This is a genomic window from Capnocytophaga sputigena (assembly GCF_900446695.1).
Classification (GTDB): Bacteria; Bacteroidota; Bacteroidia; order Flavobacteriales; family Flavobacteriaceae; genus Capnocytophaga; species Capnocytophaga sputigena.
On record NZ_UAVP01000008.1, the window covers coordinates 1 to 19177 of the forward strand.

The 19177-nt window shown below is 41.3% G+C and carries 17 protein-coding genes and 1 rRNA gene; all 18 read right to left on the bottom strand.

Going from position 1 to position 19177, the window contains the following annotated elements; all coding sequences use genetic code 11:
- Positions 1-1122: ribosomal RNA gene (locus tag DR017_RS06330) — 16S ribosomal RNA — on the bottom strand; the annotation flags it as partial.
- A gap of 677 nt (positions 1123-1799) precedes the next feature.
- Entirely contained in the window at positions 1800-3308 is a 1509-nt protein-coding gene (locus DR017_RS06340) for a helix-hairpin-helix domain-containing protein (protein ID WP_002679255.1), read from the bottom strand.
- Position 3309: 1 nt separating this feature from the next.
- Positions 3310-4686, bottom strand: coding sequence for a PP2C family serine/threonine-protein phosphatase (locus DR017_RS06345; RefSeq protein WP_002679250.1), 1377 nt, complete (start codon positions 4684-4686; stop codon positions 3310-3312).
- The gene (locus tag DR017_RS06350) at positions 4686-5729 is read right to left on the bottom strand and encodes a TerY-C metal binding domain-containing protein (RefSeq protein ID WP_002679481.1); all 1044 of its coding nucleotides are present in this window, start codon (positions 5727-5729) and stop codon (positions 4686-4688) included. Before DR017_RS06350 ends, DR017_RS06345 begins: the two co-directional genes overlap by 1 nt.
- Before the next feature lie 21 nt (positions 5730-5750).
- Positions 5751-6389 carry a vWA domain-containing protein gene (locus DR017_RS06355; RefSeq protein ID WP_002679473.1) on the bottom strand — a complete coding sequence of 213 codons (639 nt, stop codon included), beginning with the start codon at positions 6387-6389 and terminating at the stop codon, positions 5751-5753.
- Between the two features lie 2 nt (positions 6390-6391).
- Positions 6392-7030, bottom strand: a complete 639-nt coding sequence (locus tag DR017_RS06360) for a vWA domain-containing protein (protein ID WP_002679227.1) — start codon at positions 7028-7030, stop codon at positions 6392-6394.
- Positions 7031-7086: 56 nt separating this feature from the next.
- On the bottom strand, positions 7087-7506 hold the full coding sequence (locus tag DR017_RS06365) for a hypothetical protein (protein ID WP_002679408.1): 420 nt from the start codon (positions 7504-7506) through the stop codon (positions 7087-7089).
- A gap of 15 nt (positions 7507-7521) precedes the next feature.
- Positions 7522-8181: a TerD family protein gene (locus DR017_RS06370; protein WP_002679499.1), complete on the bottom strand. Its 660-nt coding sequence runs from the start codon at positions 8179-8181 to the stop codon at positions 7522-7524.
- 63 nt (positions 8182-8244) lie between these two features.
- On the bottom strand, positions 8245-8799 hold the full coding sequence (locus DR017_RS06375) for a TerD family protein (RefSeq protein ID WP_002679420.1): 555 nt from the start codon (positions 8797-8799) through the stop codon (positions 8245-8247).
- 48 nt (positions 8800-8847) lie between these two features.
- A complete protein-coding gene (locus DR017_RS06380; RefSeq protein ID WP_040361178.1) occupies positions 8848-9804 on the bottom strand; it encodes a hypothetical protein in 957 nt (318 codons plus the stop codon).
- Positions 9805-9807: 3 nt separating this feature from the next.
- A complete protein-coding gene (locus tag DR017_RS06385) occupies positions 9808-10911 on the bottom strand; it encodes a toxic anion resistance protein (protein WP_002679427.1) in 1104 nt (367 codons plus the stop codon).
- An 82-nt stretch (positions 10912-10993) separates the two neighbouring features.
- A complete protein-coding gene (locus DR017_RS06390) occupies positions 10994-11569 on the bottom strand; it encodes a TerD family protein (protein WP_002679292.1) in 576 nt (191 codons plus the stop codon).
- Between the two features lie 121 nt (positions 11570-11690).
- Positions 11691-13358 (bottom strand): formate--tetrahydrofolate ligase, encoded by a 1668-nt coding sequence (locus DR017_RS06395; protein WP_002679478.1) that lies wholly within the window; start codon positions 13356-13358, stop codon positions 11691-11693.
- Between the two features lie 28 nt (positions 13359-13386).
- Entirely contained in the window at positions 13387-13818 is a 432-nt protein-coding gene (locus tag DR017_RS06400; RefSeq protein ID WP_227002964.1) for a PBECR3 domain-containing polyvalent protein, read from the bottom strand.
- A gap of 66 nt (positions 13819-13884) precedes the next feature.
- Entirely contained in the window at positions 13885-14277 is a 393-nt protein-coding gene (locus DR017_RS14315) for a DDE transposase (protein WP_081450865.1), read from the bottom strand.
- Positions 14278-14628: 351 nt separating this feature from the next.
- Positions 14629-15912 carry a WG repeat-containing protein gene (locus tag DR017_RS06410; protein WP_002679335.1) on the bottom strand — a complete coding sequence of 428 codons (1284 nt, stop codon included), beginning with the start codon at positions 15910-15912 and terminating at the stop codon, positions 14629-14631.
- A 725-nt stretch (positions 15913-16637) separates the two neighbouring features.
- Positions 16638-17777, bottom strand: a complete 1140-nt coding sequence (locus tag DR017_RS06420; RefSeq protein WP_002679501.1) for a lactonase family protein — start codon at positions 17775-17777, stop codon at positions 16638-16640.
- 5 nt (positions 17778-17782) lie between these two features.
- The gene (locus tag DR017_RS06425; RefSeq protein WP_002679406.1) at positions 17783-19171 is read right to left on the bottom strand and encodes an aromatic amino acid ammonia-lyase; all 1389 of its coding nucleotides are present in this window, start codon (positions 19169-19171) and stop codon (positions 17783-17785) included.
- Positions 19172-19177 lie beyond the last annotated feature (6 nt).

Genomic DNA, 19177 nt, shown 5'->3' on the forward strand with positions numbered 1-19177 from the left:
CTTGACTCGTTAGCAACTAATGGCAGGGGTTGCGCTCGTTATAGGACTTAACCTGACACCTCACGGCACGAGCTGACGACAACCATGCAGCACCTTGAAAACTGTCCGAAGAAGGAGGTATCTCTACCTCTGTCAGTTCCCATTTAAACCTTGGTAAGGTTCCTCGCGTATCATCGAATTAAACCACATGCTCCACCGCTTGTGCGGGCCCCCGTCAATTCCTTTGAGTTTCACACTTGCGTGCGTACTCCCCAGGTGGGATACTTATCACTTTCGCTTAGCCACTCAGATTGCTCCAAACAGCTAGTATCCATCGTTTACAGCATGGACTACCAGGGTATCTAATCCTGTTCGCTCCCCACGCTTTCGTCCATCAGCGTCAATAAATTGTTAGTAATATGCCTTCGCTATCGGTGTTCTGTGTAATATCTAAGCATTTCACCGCTACACTACACATTCCAACTACTTCACAATCATTCAAGACTGACAGTTTCAAAGGCAGTTGCTTAGTTGAGCTAAGCGCTTTCACCTCTGACTTATCAGCCCGCCTACGGACCCTTTAAACCCAATGATTCCGGATAACGCTCGCATCCTCCGTATTACCGCGGCTGCTGGCACGGAGTTAGCCGATGCTTATTCGTAAGGTACCGTCATCAAAGTACACGTACTCCTTATTCTTCCCTTACAAAAGCAGTTTACAATCCATAGGACCTTCATCCTGCACGCGGCATGGCTGGATCAGTCTTCCGACCATTGTCCAATATTCCTCACTGCTGCCTCCCGTAGGAGTCTGGTCCGTATCTCAGTACCAGTGTGGGGGACATCCCTCTCAGAACCCCTATCTATCGTCGCCTTGGGGAGCCGTTACCTCTCCAACTAGCTAATAGAACGCATACTCATCTTTCACCACCGTAGCTTTAATATAAAAACGATGCCGCTCCTATATACCATTAGGTATTAATCCAAATTTCTTCGGGCTATCCCTATGTGAAAGGCAGATTGTATACGCGTTACGCACCCGTGCGCCGGTTTTGGTTACCCGAAGGTAACCTCTCCCTCGACTTGCATGTGTTAGGCCTGCCGCTAGCGTTCATCCTGAGCCAGGATCAAACTCTTCATCGTTAAAATCTTTAATATCTTTAACCGAATTTTAAGTTATTGACTTCAGGTTTCACTCAATTCTTTAAATCTTCTTTTTGTGCTGTACAACATTATGTCAATGTACGTGTTGTTTTTCGCTTTCTGAGAGCGGCTGTCCGTCTCATTTGCGGGTGCAAAGGTACGGCGTTTTTTTTATCCTGCAAATTTTTTGAGAGTTTTTTTTAAGATTTTTTTAATTTATTTTTTAAGTGGTTGAAAATCAATTGAGATTTACAAGAGAATCTCGGAGGGACTGGGAGAAACTCCGAGGGATGGGAGCGGTGAGAGTTGTGGGAGCGGTGGGAGCGGTTGGAGGGATTAGGAGAAACTCGGAGGGACTGGGAGAGGTGGGAGGGACTGGGAGAGGTGGGAGGGATGGGGTGCGAGCCGCACGGGCAAGGATGGGAGTTGTGGGAGGGATGGGAGCGGTGGGAGTGGTGAGAGGGATGGGATAACCCCCGACTCACTTACTCGACAATTGCCGACAACCCCGAAGGGGGACTAGCCGGAAAAGGGATGTGAGTTGTGCGGGCAGGGCGGAATTTTTGGAGGAGAAACTCGGAGGGACTAGGGGGGTGAGAGAATTAAGGAAAGAGAGGGTGGTGATAGAGGTTTGGCGGTTGGAAAACAGAGGGTGGTACATTTTTTTTTGGGTGGGATTAATTTACTAAGGTGATATAAAGTAATCTGCCGCCTTCGTCGTTTGAGAGTATTATCTTTTTCTCATTGGTGAGCTCTACCATTGTACCAATGGGAATGGGTTTGTTTTCGGTAACGTCTTTCATATCGGGGAGGGATTGATTGACGAGCACCCATCTGTTTTGATAGAAGGTGAAATAACCTACAGGTTTTTTGTCGTCGTTAGTGAGATTCTCGTTACGGATGAGTTTGCGCGATACGTGCCACTTGAAAAGGAATTGGTTGTGATATACCATCAGGCGATGGTTTTCGGGTTTCCACACATTGTTACCTGCATTGTAATACAAATCGGCGATGGGGAGGCTACCGCGATGAGGGGTACCACAAAATGGACACTTAGGGCGAGCGGTATTATCGAACACATACCACTTTTGAGTACAACTTGGGTTACTACAAGGTTGTATCAAATCTACAGTTTTGAGCAATGCTGTTTCCCATTCATTGGCGATAGGGCGCAACATTGGGTTGTGCAATCCGTCGATGAAAGCACGGTTGAAAAGTTCGGTGAGGTAGGGACCTGTGATGGTATAAGGCAATTTAGCAGGGTCACCCCAAAAGGCGTCCCATTTGCGCAACTGGTCGGGTTTTACACGATTGGTGGCATCGGTGGGGTGTTCTATAAAGAGTGCCTTCTCCCCCATCGCTAATAATTCATCCTTTTCAGCATCTAAATCCCATACTTTGCTACCTTTGAGCGGGTGGCGGCGCAACAGATACATATATATAAGTACTGCCAAAGCGTGCAAATCAGTTTTTTGGTTAGGCAGTGCACGTTTAGGGTCTTTGATATCTAAATGTTTGGTGCTAAGTACTTCAGGAGCTATAAAATCGGCGGTACCGATAACCTCTGGAGGGAACATTCCAGGTACAACCAAACCATCTAAGTCGATGATATTTGCCGATTTGGTAACGGGGTCGATGAGGATATTATTGTAAGAGAGGTCGGAATGGGCGAGCCCCATTTGGTGCATTTTCTTGATGCCGCGACAGATATTGATAGCGATTTGGAAATAGCTAAGCCAATCGCCTAACTCCGAAGGTGCCAAACAGAGTGGATACTGAGGATCGCGGAAAGAAGGGGTAGTGAACCACTTACCTTTTTTTTCCTCGCCTTTGAGTCCGTCGTCGGCAACACGTCCTTTGGCAAAGAAGAACTTACGGTCGTAGATAGGAACAATCACCCCTGTTTTGCCGTCTTTTTCAACAGCATCGTAGGGCCAGCGGAAAATCTCGTTGAGGAAATAATCGGGGGCGTTACCTTTTTTGATATTCTCCAAATACAGAGAGACGATGCGCTTGATGCGTTCTTTTTGGTTAAAATCTAAGGGGTCGCGGAAGAAAGCTACCACATAACGACGATCGGGAGAGAAGTACACATCTTTCACTCCTCCACGTTTGGGGTTGCCATCATCTACATATTGGTAGGATTTGGATGTATCTATAATTGATTTTACAGTAATTGTATTCATTTTAATAAATAATCGCGAGGGTTCTATCGTCGGAATTGCCTTTGCTCCAGAAGTCGAGCCACTGGAGGAGCTGCTGGTCTATTTGGTTATCGTTTTGGAAATCGACTTGACAACAATCGTCGTTCTCTCCATTGAGGTCGGCTAAGAAATCATTCCAACGTTCTATTTTAGTAAGATTATTTTCCACTACAAACTTAGGGTCGTAGATGCCGTCGGTCATTAGGAATAGTTTGGAAAAATCGTTAAAGCGATGAATACCAAAGCGTTTACCTACGGGTATTTCGGCATCGTTAGAATAAATCTCGGGCATAGTGATGAAACGCGTACCTCCGCCAAATTCACCTATATCTAATAGATTTAGCAATTGCACTTCGGTTTGAGCTTCATTTAGAATACAAATAGGGCAATCGCCCACACCAAAGGTGAGTAGCACGTAGCCAAAATCGTATTTTTTAGCCAAAGCAAAAATAAGTGTTGTATGAAGGTCTTTCAGCGCAATTTCTTCGGCGTTAGCAAAATCTTCTAAATGACGGAAAAGTTCTCGCAACTTGCGATAAATGGCATTTACAATATTGCTCTTGTGCGTAAGGTCTTCCGCTGTTGCGAAATAAGCAACTACCTCTTGGTCGATTGTGTTTAGAAAACCGCTATCATTAAAACTATCACAAATAAAACGAGTGGCTATTTCGGATCCTTTGCGAGCAAACTTAGCTGAGCCTGCCCCATCGGCGACAGCTATCACTTGCCAATCGTTGGGCAAAGGCAAAGTGTAGAAATCGTCGTCACGAGCACCTCCTTGGTGAGCGTGCGACCTACCACGTTTAGAAGCAACTACGAGTTTTTTGTCTAAGAAAGAGGTTTTTAGGGTAGCTTCTTCAGTTTTGTAGAAACGCGCTTCTTTATGTAAAGGAATATTTTGCCAAAGGTCTTTGGGATCGGGATTGATGATGAAAGGCACTCGTTTTACCCGTTCAATCAAATCGGGGTCGGTGGTGCAATAGAAGTGAATTTCCAACTCGGTACTCGCTGCCATAGTAGGTTTTCCCTCGATAGTGCGAGTATCGGGGAAGAAAGTAAGCCCAAACTCTTCTAAATGACTAATGCGAGAGATGTGTATATGTGGAAATTCCTCTAAATTAAAACTGAAATTGTAGTCCTTTTTAGCATTAGCATTGGCAATTGGCAAATGAGCATCTTGAAAAGACTCAATTTCGTAGTGTATTTGGTATTTTTCTTTCACTTCTTCTTGTAGTTGATGTGCTAAACTGCTTATTTTTTCGGATTGAGAGAGTATAGAGAGTACTTTGGCTGCTACACGCGGATTAGGTTGCGCATTGGGATATTCAGCATTGATGATAGTTTGTATAATTTCGTCCATTATCCTAAGGTTCTATTGATGTCAAACTCTTCATCGGACATACCGTAGTTAGCCACAGTGCCACACCACGGACAGCTGTTCTCGCCTTCGCCAGAAATGCAGTGTACCCCACCACAAGAGCAGGTTGCCAAAGCATAGGCATTGCCACAACAAGGGCAAGAAGGGTTACCCATCAACTCGTCCGATGACACTTTGAGAGCATAGTTCGTTTCATTTGAGAATTCTTTATAACTATTCTCGTCTATTTTATAAGCCCCTTGTAGCATATAGATACGGGTTTGCATTCCGTAGATGCCCGAACTGCGAGAGCTTTTTTGGAATTTGATAAGGTATTGTTTTTGGGTATTAGAACACTTTCCGCGAATGACCACGAAGTTTTCATCGGGGACATCGTGGCGCTTGGTGAGGTCGATGCTTTCGATGAGGTGATGATCGGGTTTGGCGAGCTTGATAACATCGGTATTGGTGTTGTTCACCTGCTCGCTGGTGGTTTTGATAGAGGCTGTAATCCACTTAAAAAACTCTTTGTAGGCAGCTGCATTGGTGTTGTTGAACTGCAAGACTTGATCGGTGAGTTGCCCCAAGAGGTTGTAGTTTGTGTTCTCACCTAATGAAATTGCTACTAAGTTCACTTTACGGCGATAATGAGCATTCCAACGCTCGATAGCTTGAGCGGGGTCATCGGTAGGGATACCATCGGTGAAGAGGAAAACGAGAGGTTTCCAGTCGCCTTTGCGTTCGAGGGTAGTTTTCACCACCTCACGGTCGATAGCGTTCATCAGTTCGTTGAGCCCACTAGCGAGGGAAGTACCTCCGCCGATAGGAATCTTGGGTGGATAAAAAGTGATGATATCCTGCAAAGGTGTAATGACCTTGCTTTTGCCCGCAAAGCCAATGATAGAGAGCCAAACAGTTTCGAGTGCAAATGGATCGGCTTTGAGTTCTTTGATGATTGTAGCCATACCGTCTTGCACGTGTTCTATGGGGTCGCCGACCATTGATTCGGAGACGTCGAGGAGGAAATAAATGGGGAGTCTACGCATATTAGTGAAAAGTGAAAAGAATTATACTACTAAATTGAGTTCACGTGGTGGCGGAGGGAGGGTCATTGATTCACCGGTGCCTTGTGATTTGCCACCCATTTCTATAGATGAACTCACCCATTTGAAAAAGGTAGTAAGCATATTGGCATCGGTGGTGTCGAGTTTTACCACATCGGGGGTGAGTTCTTGGAGGTAGGACACTTCGGCTTTGGGTCCTGCGGCACAACCTACAATCACACCAAAATCTAGGGCTTTTACTTTAGGGATATATTCACGATACTTCTGTATATCAGAAGGTTTGCCATCGGTAAAGATAAACAAAAGCGGTTTCCAATCGCCTTTTTGTTGCGCTGAACCTCTGATGAGTTCGGTTTTTACCAAATCACACACCATTTCAAGAGCTTCACCTGTGTGAGTGGGTCCGCTTTCGGGACATTTGATTTCGATAGGCTGAAAAGAAGCTAAATCTATCAGCGGGATGATGTTGCGCACTTCACGGTCGAAAGTAATGACACTCAAATGGAGGGAATCCATCGCCTGAGGGTCGTTGCGTAGCATATTGATGAGCCCATAGAAGCCGTTGTTGAGGGCTTGGATAGGTTCACCGCTCATTGAGCCTGAAGTGTCTAAAAGAAAATAAGCTAAGAGTCGTCTGTTCATCGTTAGGAAACAATTACTAATTCACTTGGTGGAGGAGGGAGTTGGTCTTTTTTGGTAAGGTCGATACCTGTTTCTTCTACTTTGGTAGAGGTAGTAGCAATGGAAGCTGACACCCATTGGAAGAATTTGCCAATGCTATCGGCATCGGTATTGCTAAGGCGCACTACTTGGTCGGATATTTCCTTAAGCACTTTATCATCGGCGTTATTACCAGCGGCACATCCTACTATCAATCCTTTTTTCATGGCTTTAAGTTTTTGGAATCCCGCTTGCCAATCGTCGGTAGGGACACCATCGGTCATAATAAAAACGATAGGTTTCCAGTCGCCTTTTTGTTCGAGAGTTGTTTTGGTTACTTCATTTTCTAATTTATCGGCGAGGAGGCTCAAGGCAGCTCCAAGGGCTGTTGTGCCAGCGGCTTTGAGGTCTACCATTTGGAAAGAAGCTAAATCGGTAAGGGGTATAAGTTGTTTGGCTTCAGAATCGAAAGTGATGATGCTCACAAAAGCAGTTTCGATAGCCTGAGGGTTTTGGCGCAGTGAGTGCACCATCATCTGCACGCCATTTTTCACTGCCTCTATAGGTTCGCCTGTCATTGAGCCAGAAGTATCTAAGAGGAGGTATACGGGAAGTCGTCTCATAGTGTGATATGTTAAGAAAAGAGGCTGCCCTAAAGGGGAGAAACAGCCTCTCAGTTTTATGATATGTTGTATGTTGAATTATTGTTATTCAATCCTGCTCCATAGGTTGAAGCATTTTGGCTTAAGCCTTGCCCATACCCAGAAGCTCCATACTCAGGATCGTTCTGGTTGATAAAGCTCATCACCTCTAAAGTAACATCTTTACCACCAGAAAGCACATTGTATAGGCAACCTATGGTATAGATAGGACCCCAAGGGATACCCCACCACCCTAATATAAGGGTAAGGAAAAACCAGCCTAAACCTTGTGTAACTCTTGATTTACCAGGTTTGATAAAGTAGATGCCACTAGAACGTTTAAGAGTAACGACTACTAGTGAGATACAGTAAGTATAGATTACAAACTTACCTCCTTGATTTACCAAATCGCGAATTTGGTTTGTAGACAAGCCTTCAACGTTGTTAATATCATTCATAATAATACTTTTGAATTACAAATAGTTTTGAACAATACGGTGAATGGTTTGACCAAGGAAAGAATCGTCTACGGGATCACCGATAGCATCGAATTTCCATTCGCCATTTCTCTTGTAGAGTTTTGCCAAAATAAGAGCGCGTTTGCCAGCGTAAGCAGGTTCGGCAGCTACGTTGTAAGAGGCAAATACAGAGTTTACACGCTGTGGAGTACCTTCGAACATACGAATTTTAGCATAAGGAATTTGTGAAAAGTCTTCTTTACCTACGTTGTTGAGGAAGAAGAAGATTTTAGATACATTAGGAGCTACACGATCTAAGTTTACAGTGATAATTTCGTTATCAAGACCGTCGTCACCTCCTTTATCGCCTTGCAAATCGTCACCAGTGTGGTGAAGAGCGCCGTCATTGGAATCTAATTTTCCTTTAGGAAGACCAAATTGTTGCAAGATTTGGATATTGTACAAAGGAGAATAGAGGTGGTCACACACATTGTTATTGTCGTCGATAAGCACACAGCTAAGGTCTAAATCCACATCTTGTTTGTTTTTCATCAAACCAAAGAGAGCTTTAGTTTCGATAGCACCCCAGTTCACTCCAATACAGAAGTTTTGTAGTTTTTCACCAGATTCTTTGCGTAGGTCGATTTTTTGACCTTTTTGTAAATTGATTGCCATAAAAATAATTTTTAAATTAATCAATTAGCAGAGATTTTGCTAATTGAGAGGTTTATAATTCAGTTAATTGTATTTGTTAAGATAGTCTTCCAAGCCACCTTTCATTCCCATACCTACCGCTTCGAACTTCCATTCGCCATTGCGTTTGTAGATACGACCGAACTCTACAGCTGTTTCGATAGAAAAATCCTCTTCCAATTCGTATTTTAGCATTTCTTGATTGGTAACCGAATCGAAAATGCGGATGAATGAATTGCGTACCTGACCGAAATTTTGTCCGCGTTGAGCAGCTTCGTGAATAGTTACCACGATGCAGATTTCGGCTGCATTAGGTTCTATTTTAGAGAGGTCGACAAGGATTTGCTCATCGTCGCCATCACCTGCTCCTGTGCGGTTGTCGCCGGTGTGGACTACTGCTTCATTAGGTGATTTGAGATTGTTGTAGAACACAAGGTGGCTATCTGACAACAATTTTTTGTTTTCGCCTAAGATAAATACCGAGGCGTCTAAATCGAAATCAGTACCTGTAGTAGAGCTGTTCGTATCCCAACCCAAACCTACGGTGAATTTAGGAGCATTGATGCTCTCTCTTTGTCCTTTTTGTAAGTTGATTGCCATAAAATTAATTTATTAATTAGTCAATTAGCAAATTTGCCAATTGGGGTGTTACTTGTTTAGGTTTAAATCGAGCATAGAAGTGAGGATGTTTTTTTCTTCCTCTATATTCAATTGTTCTTCGGTAAGGTTGTTGTTATCAATGGTTTCACGATATTTTGCCAAGAGTTCTTTTACATCCTCGGGGAAACTGTTGCGTATCTCTTTGCGTTTTTCTTCTAAGTCTCTTATTTTGCGTTCCAACTCCCCTACTAACGAATGACCATTGCTCACGTTTTTTTCGCGATTCAGTTGGTGCTTGAAGGCATCTTTTAGCAAATAGAAGCCATTGGTTTGTAGGTTCCAAATAAACTCATCATCGGAGCCGAGAATTCTAAAGAGCTCAAAAATTTGGAAATCTACATTGAAACCACACATAAAACGCACTTTGAAGTTTTTGCTCGCCAAACGGGAGAGCAATAGGCGCTCAATATTCAGCCCTTCTAAGGTGTAGAGTTTCGTTCCTGGCACCACTAATAGGTGTGTGATATCATCGTCGTCGCGAAAATACTCCTCGGCATAGTGATTAGGGAAACTGCGGATTGCTGTGAGGTTGTAGGGCTTGTAGCTACCTGTGAGCGTACTATAAGCGGCTTGAAACACCGCCGATACCTCAGCCTCGTGATAACGCTGATCGGTTTCAAAACGGTTTTCGGCTTTGCCTTGGCGTGCCAGCTGAGCGATATAATCCTTATGGGCTGCTATTTCAGTATCAATATTGGTAATTGCAGCTTCCTTTTGCTTTTTGAGTTTGGTGAGTAGCTCGATAAGGCTATCGGTGTACTGCAAATGGAACAGCTCCAACTTGTTCACATCTAAGGCTTCGGTGTTTTTTTCAAAAAATGAATGGATAATCTCGGTACGTACCACTATACCTACCAAGTCGGTTTGTTTGAAAAAGTTCTCTAATATTTTGAGTTTTTGTAACCTCCGTTTGCTATCATTCAGTATTTTTGTTTCTGTTCCCAAGTGTTATGCCTTTCTATTTTGCAATTGGTTTTTAAGAGTGGTTTCTAAGTTCTGCAATTCGTTATCCAACAAGCGGCGACTTTGCTCTCCTTGTTGTTGGATTTGTTTCACCTCGTTGAGGGTATTGATGAGTGAAGTAGTGGTTTCGCGCAAGGTATCGATAGAGACGATTGTTTGTTCGTTAGCACGAGCGACATTCACGGTATTCTGTTGGAGACGCTGAGCGTTTTTGCGCAAAATTTCTTCGGTAGTTTGGGATACGCGTTGTTGTACCTCAATATGCTGTTGCTGGCGGTGTAAGGCTACAGCCAGCGTAAGTTGGTTTTTCCAAACAGGCAAAGTAGTAGTGAGGATGGTTTGTGCTTTTTCGGCTATAGACACGTTGTTGTTCTGTATCAATCGGATTTGAGGTAACGATTGCAACATAATGAAGCGCACGACTTTCAAATCGGCTAAACGGCGGTCTAAGCGGTTGGCAAAGTCGCGTTTATCGGAAATTTGATAATCTTGATACGCATCGGGGTTTGCTTCCATCAGAGCGAGTTCTTGCTTGGTTTTCTCGTAGCGCAAACTACCTGCAATGATGTACTCTTCAATTTTTTTAATCGCATCAACATTGCTGCTAAAAATAGTTTGCAATACCGCGTTATCTTTAGTAGAATTGATAACTCCTGCATTCACCTTATTGGAAATATCGGTGATGTTGTTCACTATTTTGTCGTATTTGGCAAAAATATTATCTACCGTAGTTACCATACGCCCCAAGAGCGGTATTTTGCGCAAGAATTTTTTAAATCCGTTACCTTCAAGCTCATCTACATCTACATAGTTGAGTTCGACAAGCAGTTTATTGATGAGCTCGCCTACCTCACCAGAGTTAGAGCGGCGTACATTGTTCAAAAAACTATCACTTTGTGAAGCCAATGTGTTTTGTAACTCAGCACCAAAGTTGATTACTGAATTAGGGTTTGTTTCTTCTATATTGGCAGCGATGAGTTCGTACTTAGAGGTATCGGCAGGTGTAAGATTTTGAAGGGTTACATTGCCGTTCTTATCGATTACTTGAGCATTTGTATCGAGTACTTGTAGTTCTAAGGTTTGTTCCATAGTGTTTAAAATATTTTGATGTGAGTTATTAAAAACTCGCACTAATTTGACAAATGAATTATTAATTATATTTGTTAGTTAGTTATTTAATAATTTCGCCTTTGTAGTATTTAGAAAGGAAAAATGCTAAATCTTCTTTGTAGCCAATGCCTGAGGCTTCAAATTTCCATTTGCCATTATGCTTGTAAAGACGACCAAATTCTACTGCTGTTTCTATAGAAAAATCTTCACCTAATTCGTATTTAGCTACCTCTTCGCCGTTAGCGTTATCGACGATGCGGATGTACGAATTACGCACTTGTCCGTAGTTTTGTTTGCGGTTGAGTGCATCGTGAATGGTTACCACGAAAAGAATTTCGGTTACTCGAGGGTCTACTTTCGCGAGATCTACTTGTATACTTTCGTCATCGCCATCGGCACTGTTACCTCCTGTAGGGTCGTCGCCAGTGTGGTGGAGAGCGCCATCGGGGGAATCGGTATTGCCGTAGAACACAAAGAAAGGTTCAGAAGGGATAAGGCGCTGTGCATCTATCATAAAAGCTGAAGCGTCTAAATCGAAATCGTAGCCAGTACCCTCATTAGGATCCCAGCCTAATCCTATAGTTAAATTTTGTAGACCAATGTCTATACGTTGTCCTTTTTGTAAGTTGATTGCCATAATACTGATTTGTTAATTAGTCAATTAGCTAATTAGCTAACTGAGGGGATGTTATTTTATTAATTAATATGGTGCAAAGATAATAATAATTAGGAAATTTGCAAATTTAAAAATTAGCAAATTACGAGAGTCCTGTGATAACGCCTTCATCATCTATATCCATACCTTCGGCAGCAGGCACACTGGGGAGTCCTGGCATACGCACCGTATCGCCTAATATTGGGATTACAAAGCCCGCCCCAGAGGCAAATTCAAACTCGCGCACAGTTACCTCAAAATCGGTAGGACGGGCGAGTTTTTTCTCGTCATCGCTGAGCGATTTAGGGGTTTTCACCATACAAATAGGCATTTTATCAAAGCCTAATTTATTGATTTGCTTTAACTGGTTCACTGCTTTGCCACTGTAGTTCACCTTGCTCGCTCCATAGATTTTAGTAGCTACTGTAGTGATTTTTTCTTCTATACTCGCCTCATTGTTGTACAAAGGTTTAAAATGGCTCTCACCACTCTCAGCTATAGCAACTACCGCGTGGGCGAGTTCTTCAGTTCCTTTACCTCCTTCACTAAACCCTTTGCTCACAATCGCTTGCACTCCTTTTTGAGCGCATACTTCTTTTATATAAGCGATTTCTTCCTCGCTATCGTTAGGGAAATAGTTGATTGCTACCACTGCTTTGAGTCCGAAGAGTTGTACATTCTCAATATGTTTTTCCAAATTGGCAATACCGATTTTCACTTTTTCCAAGCAAGGGGTGTTATACTCTTCTTTTTTAGCCCCTCCGTGATGGCGCAAGGCGCGGATAGTCGCTACAATCACCACTGCATCGGGGGCTAAGCCTGCTGAAGTACATTTGATATTGAGGAATTTTTCAGCCCCAAGGTCGGCGCCAAAACCTGCTTCGGTAACTACATAGTCGCCTAATGAGAGTCCCATTTTGGTAGCCAAAACAGTATTTGTACCTTGGGCAATGCTGGCAAAGGGACCACCGTGCAAGATAGCTGGATTGTTTTCAAGGGTTTGCACGAGGTTAGGTTTGATAGCTTCTTTGAGCAGTAGTGCCATTGCCCCTACTACGTTCAAATCGCGTGCAAATACGGGAGTACCATCAAACTTTTTGCCTACATAGATGTTGCCGATGCGTCTTTTTAGGTCGGAAAAACTTTCTGACAAGCACAATATTGCCATAATCTCGGAAGCTGGTGTGATATTAAAACCATCTTCGCGAGGCACGCCGTGTGTATGTCCACCTAAACCTACTACTATATGGCGCAGTGCGCGGTCGTTCATATCCATCACGCGTTTCCACACCACTGTGCGCGGGTCGATGCCTATAGAGTGGGTTTTGCTCTGGATATTATTATCGATAACCGCTGCCAAGAGGTTGTTAGCCTTCTCAATAGCCGAAAAGTCGCCCGTAAAGTGCAAGTTGATATCCTCCATAGGCACCACTTGCGAATAGCCACCACCAGCAGCCCCTCCTTTGATACCAAAAACAGGTCCTAACGACGGTTCACGCAATACCGCAATCGCTTTTTTGCCTATTTTGTTGAGTCCTTCCGTAAGACCTATGCTCACCGTAGTTTTGCCCTCACCTGCAGGCGTAGGCGTAATAGCCGTAACCAGCACTAACTTACTGTGTTTCATCTTCTCGGCATTGATAAAGTGCAACGGCAGTTTAGCCTTGTATTTTCCATAAGGGTCGAGGTCGTCCTCGCTGATGTTCAATTTTTTAGCTACCTCTCTGATGGGGAGCATCTGTGCCTTTTGGGCGATTTCTAAGTCGGTCATAAATAATTGATAATTTTGTGGCGTAGTTTTATTTTATTGACAATTCTTTGGTAAATTGCAAAAGATGTTGTACTTTTGTACCCGAAGATGAGTTAAAGTCATAGACTCGCTGGGCTAATAACCTAGAAGCGTTATCGGGCGTGTTGAGTAAGGATTTTAACTCATCTTCTATTATCTTCTCTTCTGATTTAACACTATTATACATACTTTTTAACCGTAATTTATTATTTTTACTACCAAATACTTCAATAATTACAACCGTATTATCTTCATTCTTTTTCAAAAATAAATAAGTTTCAGCTTGATGTTTTTCTATATGTCCTAATGAAATAAGTTTATCAGGTTTATCCAAAACGTCTACGATAAGAGAAATGTCTGTATCTGTGAGAGGTTTCCCTTGCTGTGGAGCCTTCTCATTTTTACCATATGTCAGATATTGATTGTAACACCACCATAGCATCTGGTGTAAGTTCTGCAATAAGGTAGTCTTTAGAAATTATCTTGTTTTGTTTTACACTAAACGTGTTTAAACTTTTTTTAGGAACTTGGAGATAAAACCTAATAAAAGCATTCCAATCCAAGTTACATCAAGATACTCGTATCTCATTATCAAAACTTTATATCCGTCAAGCCAACCATTTGCTTGTCCAATTTTAAACCTATTTTTGTACAATTCTTCATCAAAATAAACATCTGGTTGCTCTCCATTTCGGGGATTAGGTTTAATATTTGCTATAATTTCTTTGCTTTCTAAAAACTCTCTAAGAGATTTGCTATCAAATCCTGCATCAGCATTGAGAAATAGATCTTTGTGTTCTATTCCTGCTTCTTCTAATAAAGCTAAGATTTCTTTTAGTACTTCTTCTATTTCATATAAGTCATTGTGATTTCCGGCTTTAGGACTCCCCATTGCTATCATTTACCCTTTATTATCACACAAAAAAATACTATTTGTAGTTACGGATTTTTTTCTTGCTTGATAGCCTGTAGATTCTCCTTTTTGCCGACAACGTGTATGACTACCATCCAATTGAACGCAAGACATATCTAATTTTCTTTTCTTCTTGCTTAATAGATTTAACCATATTCGCTGAAAGCTACCGTCTTTACTTTCCTACACTTAAAAAGGGAATAATCCAATTATTTATTGTATTTTTGCACAAAGTTCCTGAATTTTGGTGTTCTTTTTTTCTCAAACACAAAATTACTAATTTTCGGGAACTTTTATTTTATTATAGGAAAAAGTTTAAACAGCTTCATTTTTTAAAAGTTATTTGGCTATGGGGTGGTCGGCAGGGGCATTATTACAGTCTTTCACACATTCTCCTTTTTGGTTTATATAGAACCATTTGTTATTTAGCTTTACTTGTGCTAATCCTTCTTCTGAAAATCCTTCTGCATAATCATACTTTATAGGAATCACTTCTTTGCCTGTTTTATCTATAAAGCCATATTTATCATTCAATTTTACTTTAGCTAATCCTTCTGAAGGACTTTCAGCATCATCATACTTTATAGGAATCACTTCTTTACCTGTTTTATCTATAAAACCCCATTTGTTATTTAGACTTACGGCTGCTAATCCTTCTGAAAAATACCAAACATCATCATACTTTATAGGAATCACTTCTTTACCTGTTTTATCTATAAAACCATATTTTCCATTCAAACTCACGCTTGCTAATCCTTCTGAAAAACTACTCGCATCATCATACTTTATAGGAGTCACTTCTTTACCTGTTTTATCTATAAAACCCCATTTGTTATTTAGCAGAACTTTTGCTAATCCTTCTGAAAAAAGCCAAATATAATCATACTTTATAGGAATCACTTCTTTACCTGTTTTATCTATAAAACCCGATTTGTTATTTAGACTAACCTTTGCTAATCCTTCTGAAAAATCCCAAACATCATAATCATACTTTATAGGAATCACTTCTTTACCTGTTTTATCTATAAAACCATAACTATAATTCAAACTCACGCTTGCTAATCCTTCTGAAAAACTGCTCGCATCATCATACTTTATAGGAATCACTTCTTTACCTGTTTTATCTATAAAACCATATCTATTATTCAATTTTACTAAAGCTAATCCTTCTGAAAAAACCCTAGCATTATCATACTTTATAGGAGTCACTTCTTTACCTGTTTTATCTATAAAACCATATTTTTTATCTAATATTACTAAAGCTAATCCTTCTGAAAATCTATCTGCATAATTATACTTTATAGGAATCACTTCTTTACCTGTTTTATCTATAAAACCCCATTTGTTATTTAGCCTAACGTTTGCTAATCCTTCTGAAAAACCCCAAGCATTATCATACTTTATAGGAATCACTTCTTTACCTGTTTTATCTATAAAACCATATTTTTTATCCAATCTTACCATTGCTAATCCTTCATAATATTTACCTTTCCAAGCGTACTTCTTTGTTTGTTGCACAGGCTGGGCAGACGGCTCTTTTTTTACCTTTTCTTCAGGTAGCAGACCTTGCGCATAGGTTAGGGTAGCAGTTAGTAATAGAGTGTAAAGTAATATATTTTTCATGTTTGTAATATTTTTAAAAATTATTTGGTTATGGGGTGTCCTGCTGGGGCTTCATCACAAAACTCTGCACACTCACCTTTCTTGTTTATTTCAAACCATCTATCAAGTTTAGTGGGACGAACTAAAGCTACTCCTCCTGAGAAACTTTTTGCATCAAAATATCTTGTAGGAATAACCTCTCTCCCTATTTTATCAATAAACGTGTTTAAACTTTTTTTAGGAACTTGGAGATAAACCCTAATAAAAGCATTCCAATCCAAGTTACATCAAGATACTCCCCATTGCTATCATTTGCCCTTTATTATCACACAAAAAAATGCTATTTGTGGTTACGGATTTTTTTCTTGCTTGATAGCCTGTAGATTCTCCTTTTTGCCGACAACGTGTATGACTACCATCCAATTGAACGCAAGACATATCTAATTTTCTTTTCTTCTTGCTTAATAGATTCAACCATACTCGCTGAAAACTACCATCTTTACTTTCCTACACTTAAAAAGGGAATAATCCAATTATTTATTGTATCTTTGCCCAAAGTTCCTGAATTTTGGTGTTCTTTTTTTCTCAAACACAAAATTACTAATTTTCGGGAACTTTTATTTTATTATAGGAAAAAGTTTAAACAGCTTCACTATCAAATAAATACATTATAAAGTCTTTGACTTTATCTTTTAAAGATTTCATTTTTTTGGTTTGTTTAATTTTGTGCGACAAAAGTAGTGTTTTTAGTTGGATTTTCCAAACACAATACACGTGGGTTTATCTATCTCAATCTCTTCTGGCGTTTCAGTGAGTTCGCCAGTTGCTTCATTGCGCTCAAAAACCTGAATTTTATTATCATCTCGGCAAGCTACTAAAAGGTATTTACCATTAGGAGTAATCGCAAAATTGCGGGGATGAATACCTGTGTGTTGGTAGCCTATTTTAGTTAAACTACCTTTCTTAGGGTCGATAGCAAAGATTGCAATACCGTCTTTCTTTAATCGGTGAGAGGTGTACAGAAAACGCCCATCGGGACTGATATGTATATCGGCACTACCACGCCCGCCACCTTCATCAGCCATTATGCGCTGTATCTCTTTCAGTTTGCCTTTGCGATAGCTGAGCACCACACATTCACCTCCTAATTCGTTGATAAGATAAGCAAAACGACCGTCTTTGCTAAATGTAAGATGACGAGGTCCTTGTATAGTATCACTAATGCGATAAGCAACTTTCATATCACTGAGTACTTTAACACCTTTTAAGGCTTTCCGTGCTTTGTAACGAAAGCGATACACACAATTTTTCCCTAAGTTAGTAACCAACACATAGCGCTTCTCAGGGGTAGGAATGATACAATGGATATGAGATGCACTGCCGTGCAAAGCCTCTACAAAGGATATGTATTGTACTTCAGTTTGCAATCTCCCTGTAGCATCTAATGAGAAAACACTGATATCGCCTCCCGTATAGTTAGCTGTGATAACGTATTTGCTGTAGGCTACGATATGGCAAGGGTCGGCTCCTGCTCGTGGCAAGACTTTTTTAGGAGCCGTAGGTAGGAATACAGGATTGCTTAGCTGTACTTTATCTTCACTCACATCAAAAGAATACGCTCCTTGTCGCCCGTCGTTATACTCGCTTACGGCATATAGATGTTTTCCATCGGGCGATAAGGTTACAAAAGAAGGATTGGCAGCGGTGGCACTGCTCAGTAGTTCAAAAATACCGTTCTCCTGATTGAAATGATAGGTGTAAATTCCTTTAGAATTACCCCCTTCGGTATAGGTGCCTATATACATCATCAAGTTTTTATCTTGGGCAAAGGTGATGAATGTTAATGGTGCAAAGACTATGGTTAAAAACGTTCGTAATTTCTTCATAAGTTCTAATTTTGTGCGCTATTAAAAAAATGTATGGTGTGCTCTATTTGCTTCTTGAGGGTCGTTACTTCCTCATCTGCCATAAAGCTAAGGTATTCTTTAAACAAATCAGAATGATAGTCGAATTGTTTCTTTTTCCACTGCGAAGTAGCCAAAATCAATTCAATAGCTAATATTTCTTCTATATTCTTCACTACTTGTTCACATTTGATAGCCGAACTACCTCCCATTCCTTTTATATCTATCGTTTTTTCAAACAAAATAGGACTTTCGATGCTTGCAGGGGTAGAAAGACGACGGTTTTCATTCAATATTCCTTCTATGATACGCTGGAATATAGGGTAATCTATTTCCGTTTCTATCTCTTTACCGATATTTGAAAGCAAGTAGAACACTCGCCGTTCACTGATATTGCCCAAGCTGGTGAGGGTAATCGCCAAAAAGTCCATTGCCAAGGTGAGGGGCAGGGTATGCGAGTTACCTCCAAAGATAATTTCTTGGCTCTCAGGGAAGAGAATAGGGTTGTCGGTAACCGAGTTCATCTCGGTTTTTATCACTTTGCGAATGGCTGCAATCGACTCGCGCACAGCTCCGTGTATTTGAGGGATAGAGCAAAAGGCTTCGGGCATAGACGAGAAGGCTTGCGCTTGTGTAGCGAGGGTGCTGTCTTTTAGCAGGGTGCGCAAATGCTCAGCTGTTTCTACTAAGCCTCGGTGGGGTCGCACTATTTGCATAGCTTCCGAAAATGCTGAGAGGTTCCCTCCAAAGGCTTGGGTAGAAACTGAGGCTACAAAGTCTGCCCACTGAATGATTTGCAACGATTTGCTGAGGTTGTAAATACCATAAGCGGTGGTAAGCTGAGTGCCGTTGAGCAGGGCATCGGCTTCGCGCATTTCCAAGGACAAAGGTTGCCAACCGTATTTATCTTCCAACTCTTGCGCTGAATAGATTTTGTTGTGTATACACACTTCGCCTTCACCAAAGAGGGGTAGAGCGAGGTGTGCCAGAGCAATGCGCTCATCAGGGATGTCTTTAGAATACACCACTGGCAATACTCCTTTGTTATAAAAATCGATGAGGCGTTGTACCAAAGCCAATCGCACCCCACTATAGCCATAGGAGAACGATTGTATTTTCAGGAAGAGCATCAGTTTGACAATCTCATTGGGGATACGCTCGCCTATACCACAAGCATAGTGGCGCAACAGGGCTAACGAGCCCACCGAGAGTTGATTTAGAAAATTAGGCTCTTTCTGGATATAATCACTGAGAAAGCGGTGGCACGTTTCGATATTTATCACCGCCTCTTCTGAGAGTTTTAGTTGTGTGTCGCCTTCTACAATTGCTATAAGCTGTTCCAAAAGAAGGACTTCGTTAGAAATATAGTGTTCCATATTAGG

Bases quoted from the DNA above. Each gene is read 5' to 3' on its own strand.
- DR017_RS06340 (WP_002679255.1), bottom strand. From the start codon at position 3,308: ATGAATACAATTACTGTAAAATCAATTATAGATACATCCAAATCCTAC.
- DR017_RS06345 (WP_002679250.1), bottom strand. From the start codon at position 4,686: ATGGACGAAATTATACAAACTATCATCAATGCTGAATATCCCAATGCG.
- DR017_RS06350 (WP_002679481.1), bottom strand. From the start codon at position 5,729: ATGCGTAGACTCCCCATTTATTTCCTCCTCGACGTCTCCGAATCAATG.
- DR017_RS06355 (WP_002679473.1), bottom strand. From the start codon at position 6,389: ATGAACAGACGACTCTTAGCTTATTTTCTTTTAGACACTTCAGGCTCA.
- DR017_RS06360 (WP_002679227.1), bottom strand. From the start codon at position 7,030: ATGAGACGACTTCCCGTATACCTCCTCTTAGATACTTCTGGCTCAATG.
- DR017_RS06365 (WP_002679408.1), bottom strand. From the start codon at position 7,506: ATGAATGATATTAACAACGTTGAAGGCTTGTCTACAAACCAAATTCGC.
- DR017_RS06370 (WP_002679499.1), bottom strand. From the start codon at position 8,181: ATGGCAATCAATTTACAAAAAGGTCAAAAAATCGACCTACGCAAAGAA.
- DR017_RS06375 (WP_002679420.1), bottom strand. From the start codon at position 8,799: ATGGCAATCAACTTACAAAAAGGACAAAGAGAGAGCATCAATGCTCCT.
- DR017_RS06385 (WP_002679427.1), bottom strand. From the start codon at position 10,911: ATGGAACAAACCTTAGAACTACAAGTACTCGATACAAATGCTCAAGTA.
- DR017_RS06390 (WP_002679292.1), bottom strand. From the start codon at position 11,569: ATGGCAATCAACTTACAAAAAGGACAACGTATAGACATTGGTCTACAA.
- DR017_RS06395 (WP_002679478.1), bottom strand. From the start codon at position 13,358: ATGACCGACTTAGAAATCGCCCAAAAGGCACAGATGCTCCCCATCAGA.
- DR017_RS06400 (WP_227002964.1), bottom strand. From the start codon at position 13,818: ATGCTATGGTGGTGTTACAATCAATATCTGACATATGGTAAAAATGAG.
- DR017_RS14315 (WP_081450865.1), bottom strand. From the start codon at position 14,277: ATGATAGCAATGGGGAGTCCTAAAGCCGGAAATCACAATGACTTATAT.
- DR017_RS06410 (WP_002679335.1), bottom strand. From the start codon at position 15,912: ATGAAAAATATATTACTTTACACTCTATTACTAACTGCTACCCTAACC.
- DR017_RS06420 (WP_002679501.1), bottom strand. From the start codon at position 17,777: ATGAAGAAATTACGAACGTTTTTAACCATAGTCTTTGCACCATTAACA.
- DR017_RS06425 (WP_002679406.1), bottom strand. From the start codon at position 19,171: ATGGAACACTATATTTCTAACGAAGTCCTTCTTTTGGAACAGCTTATA.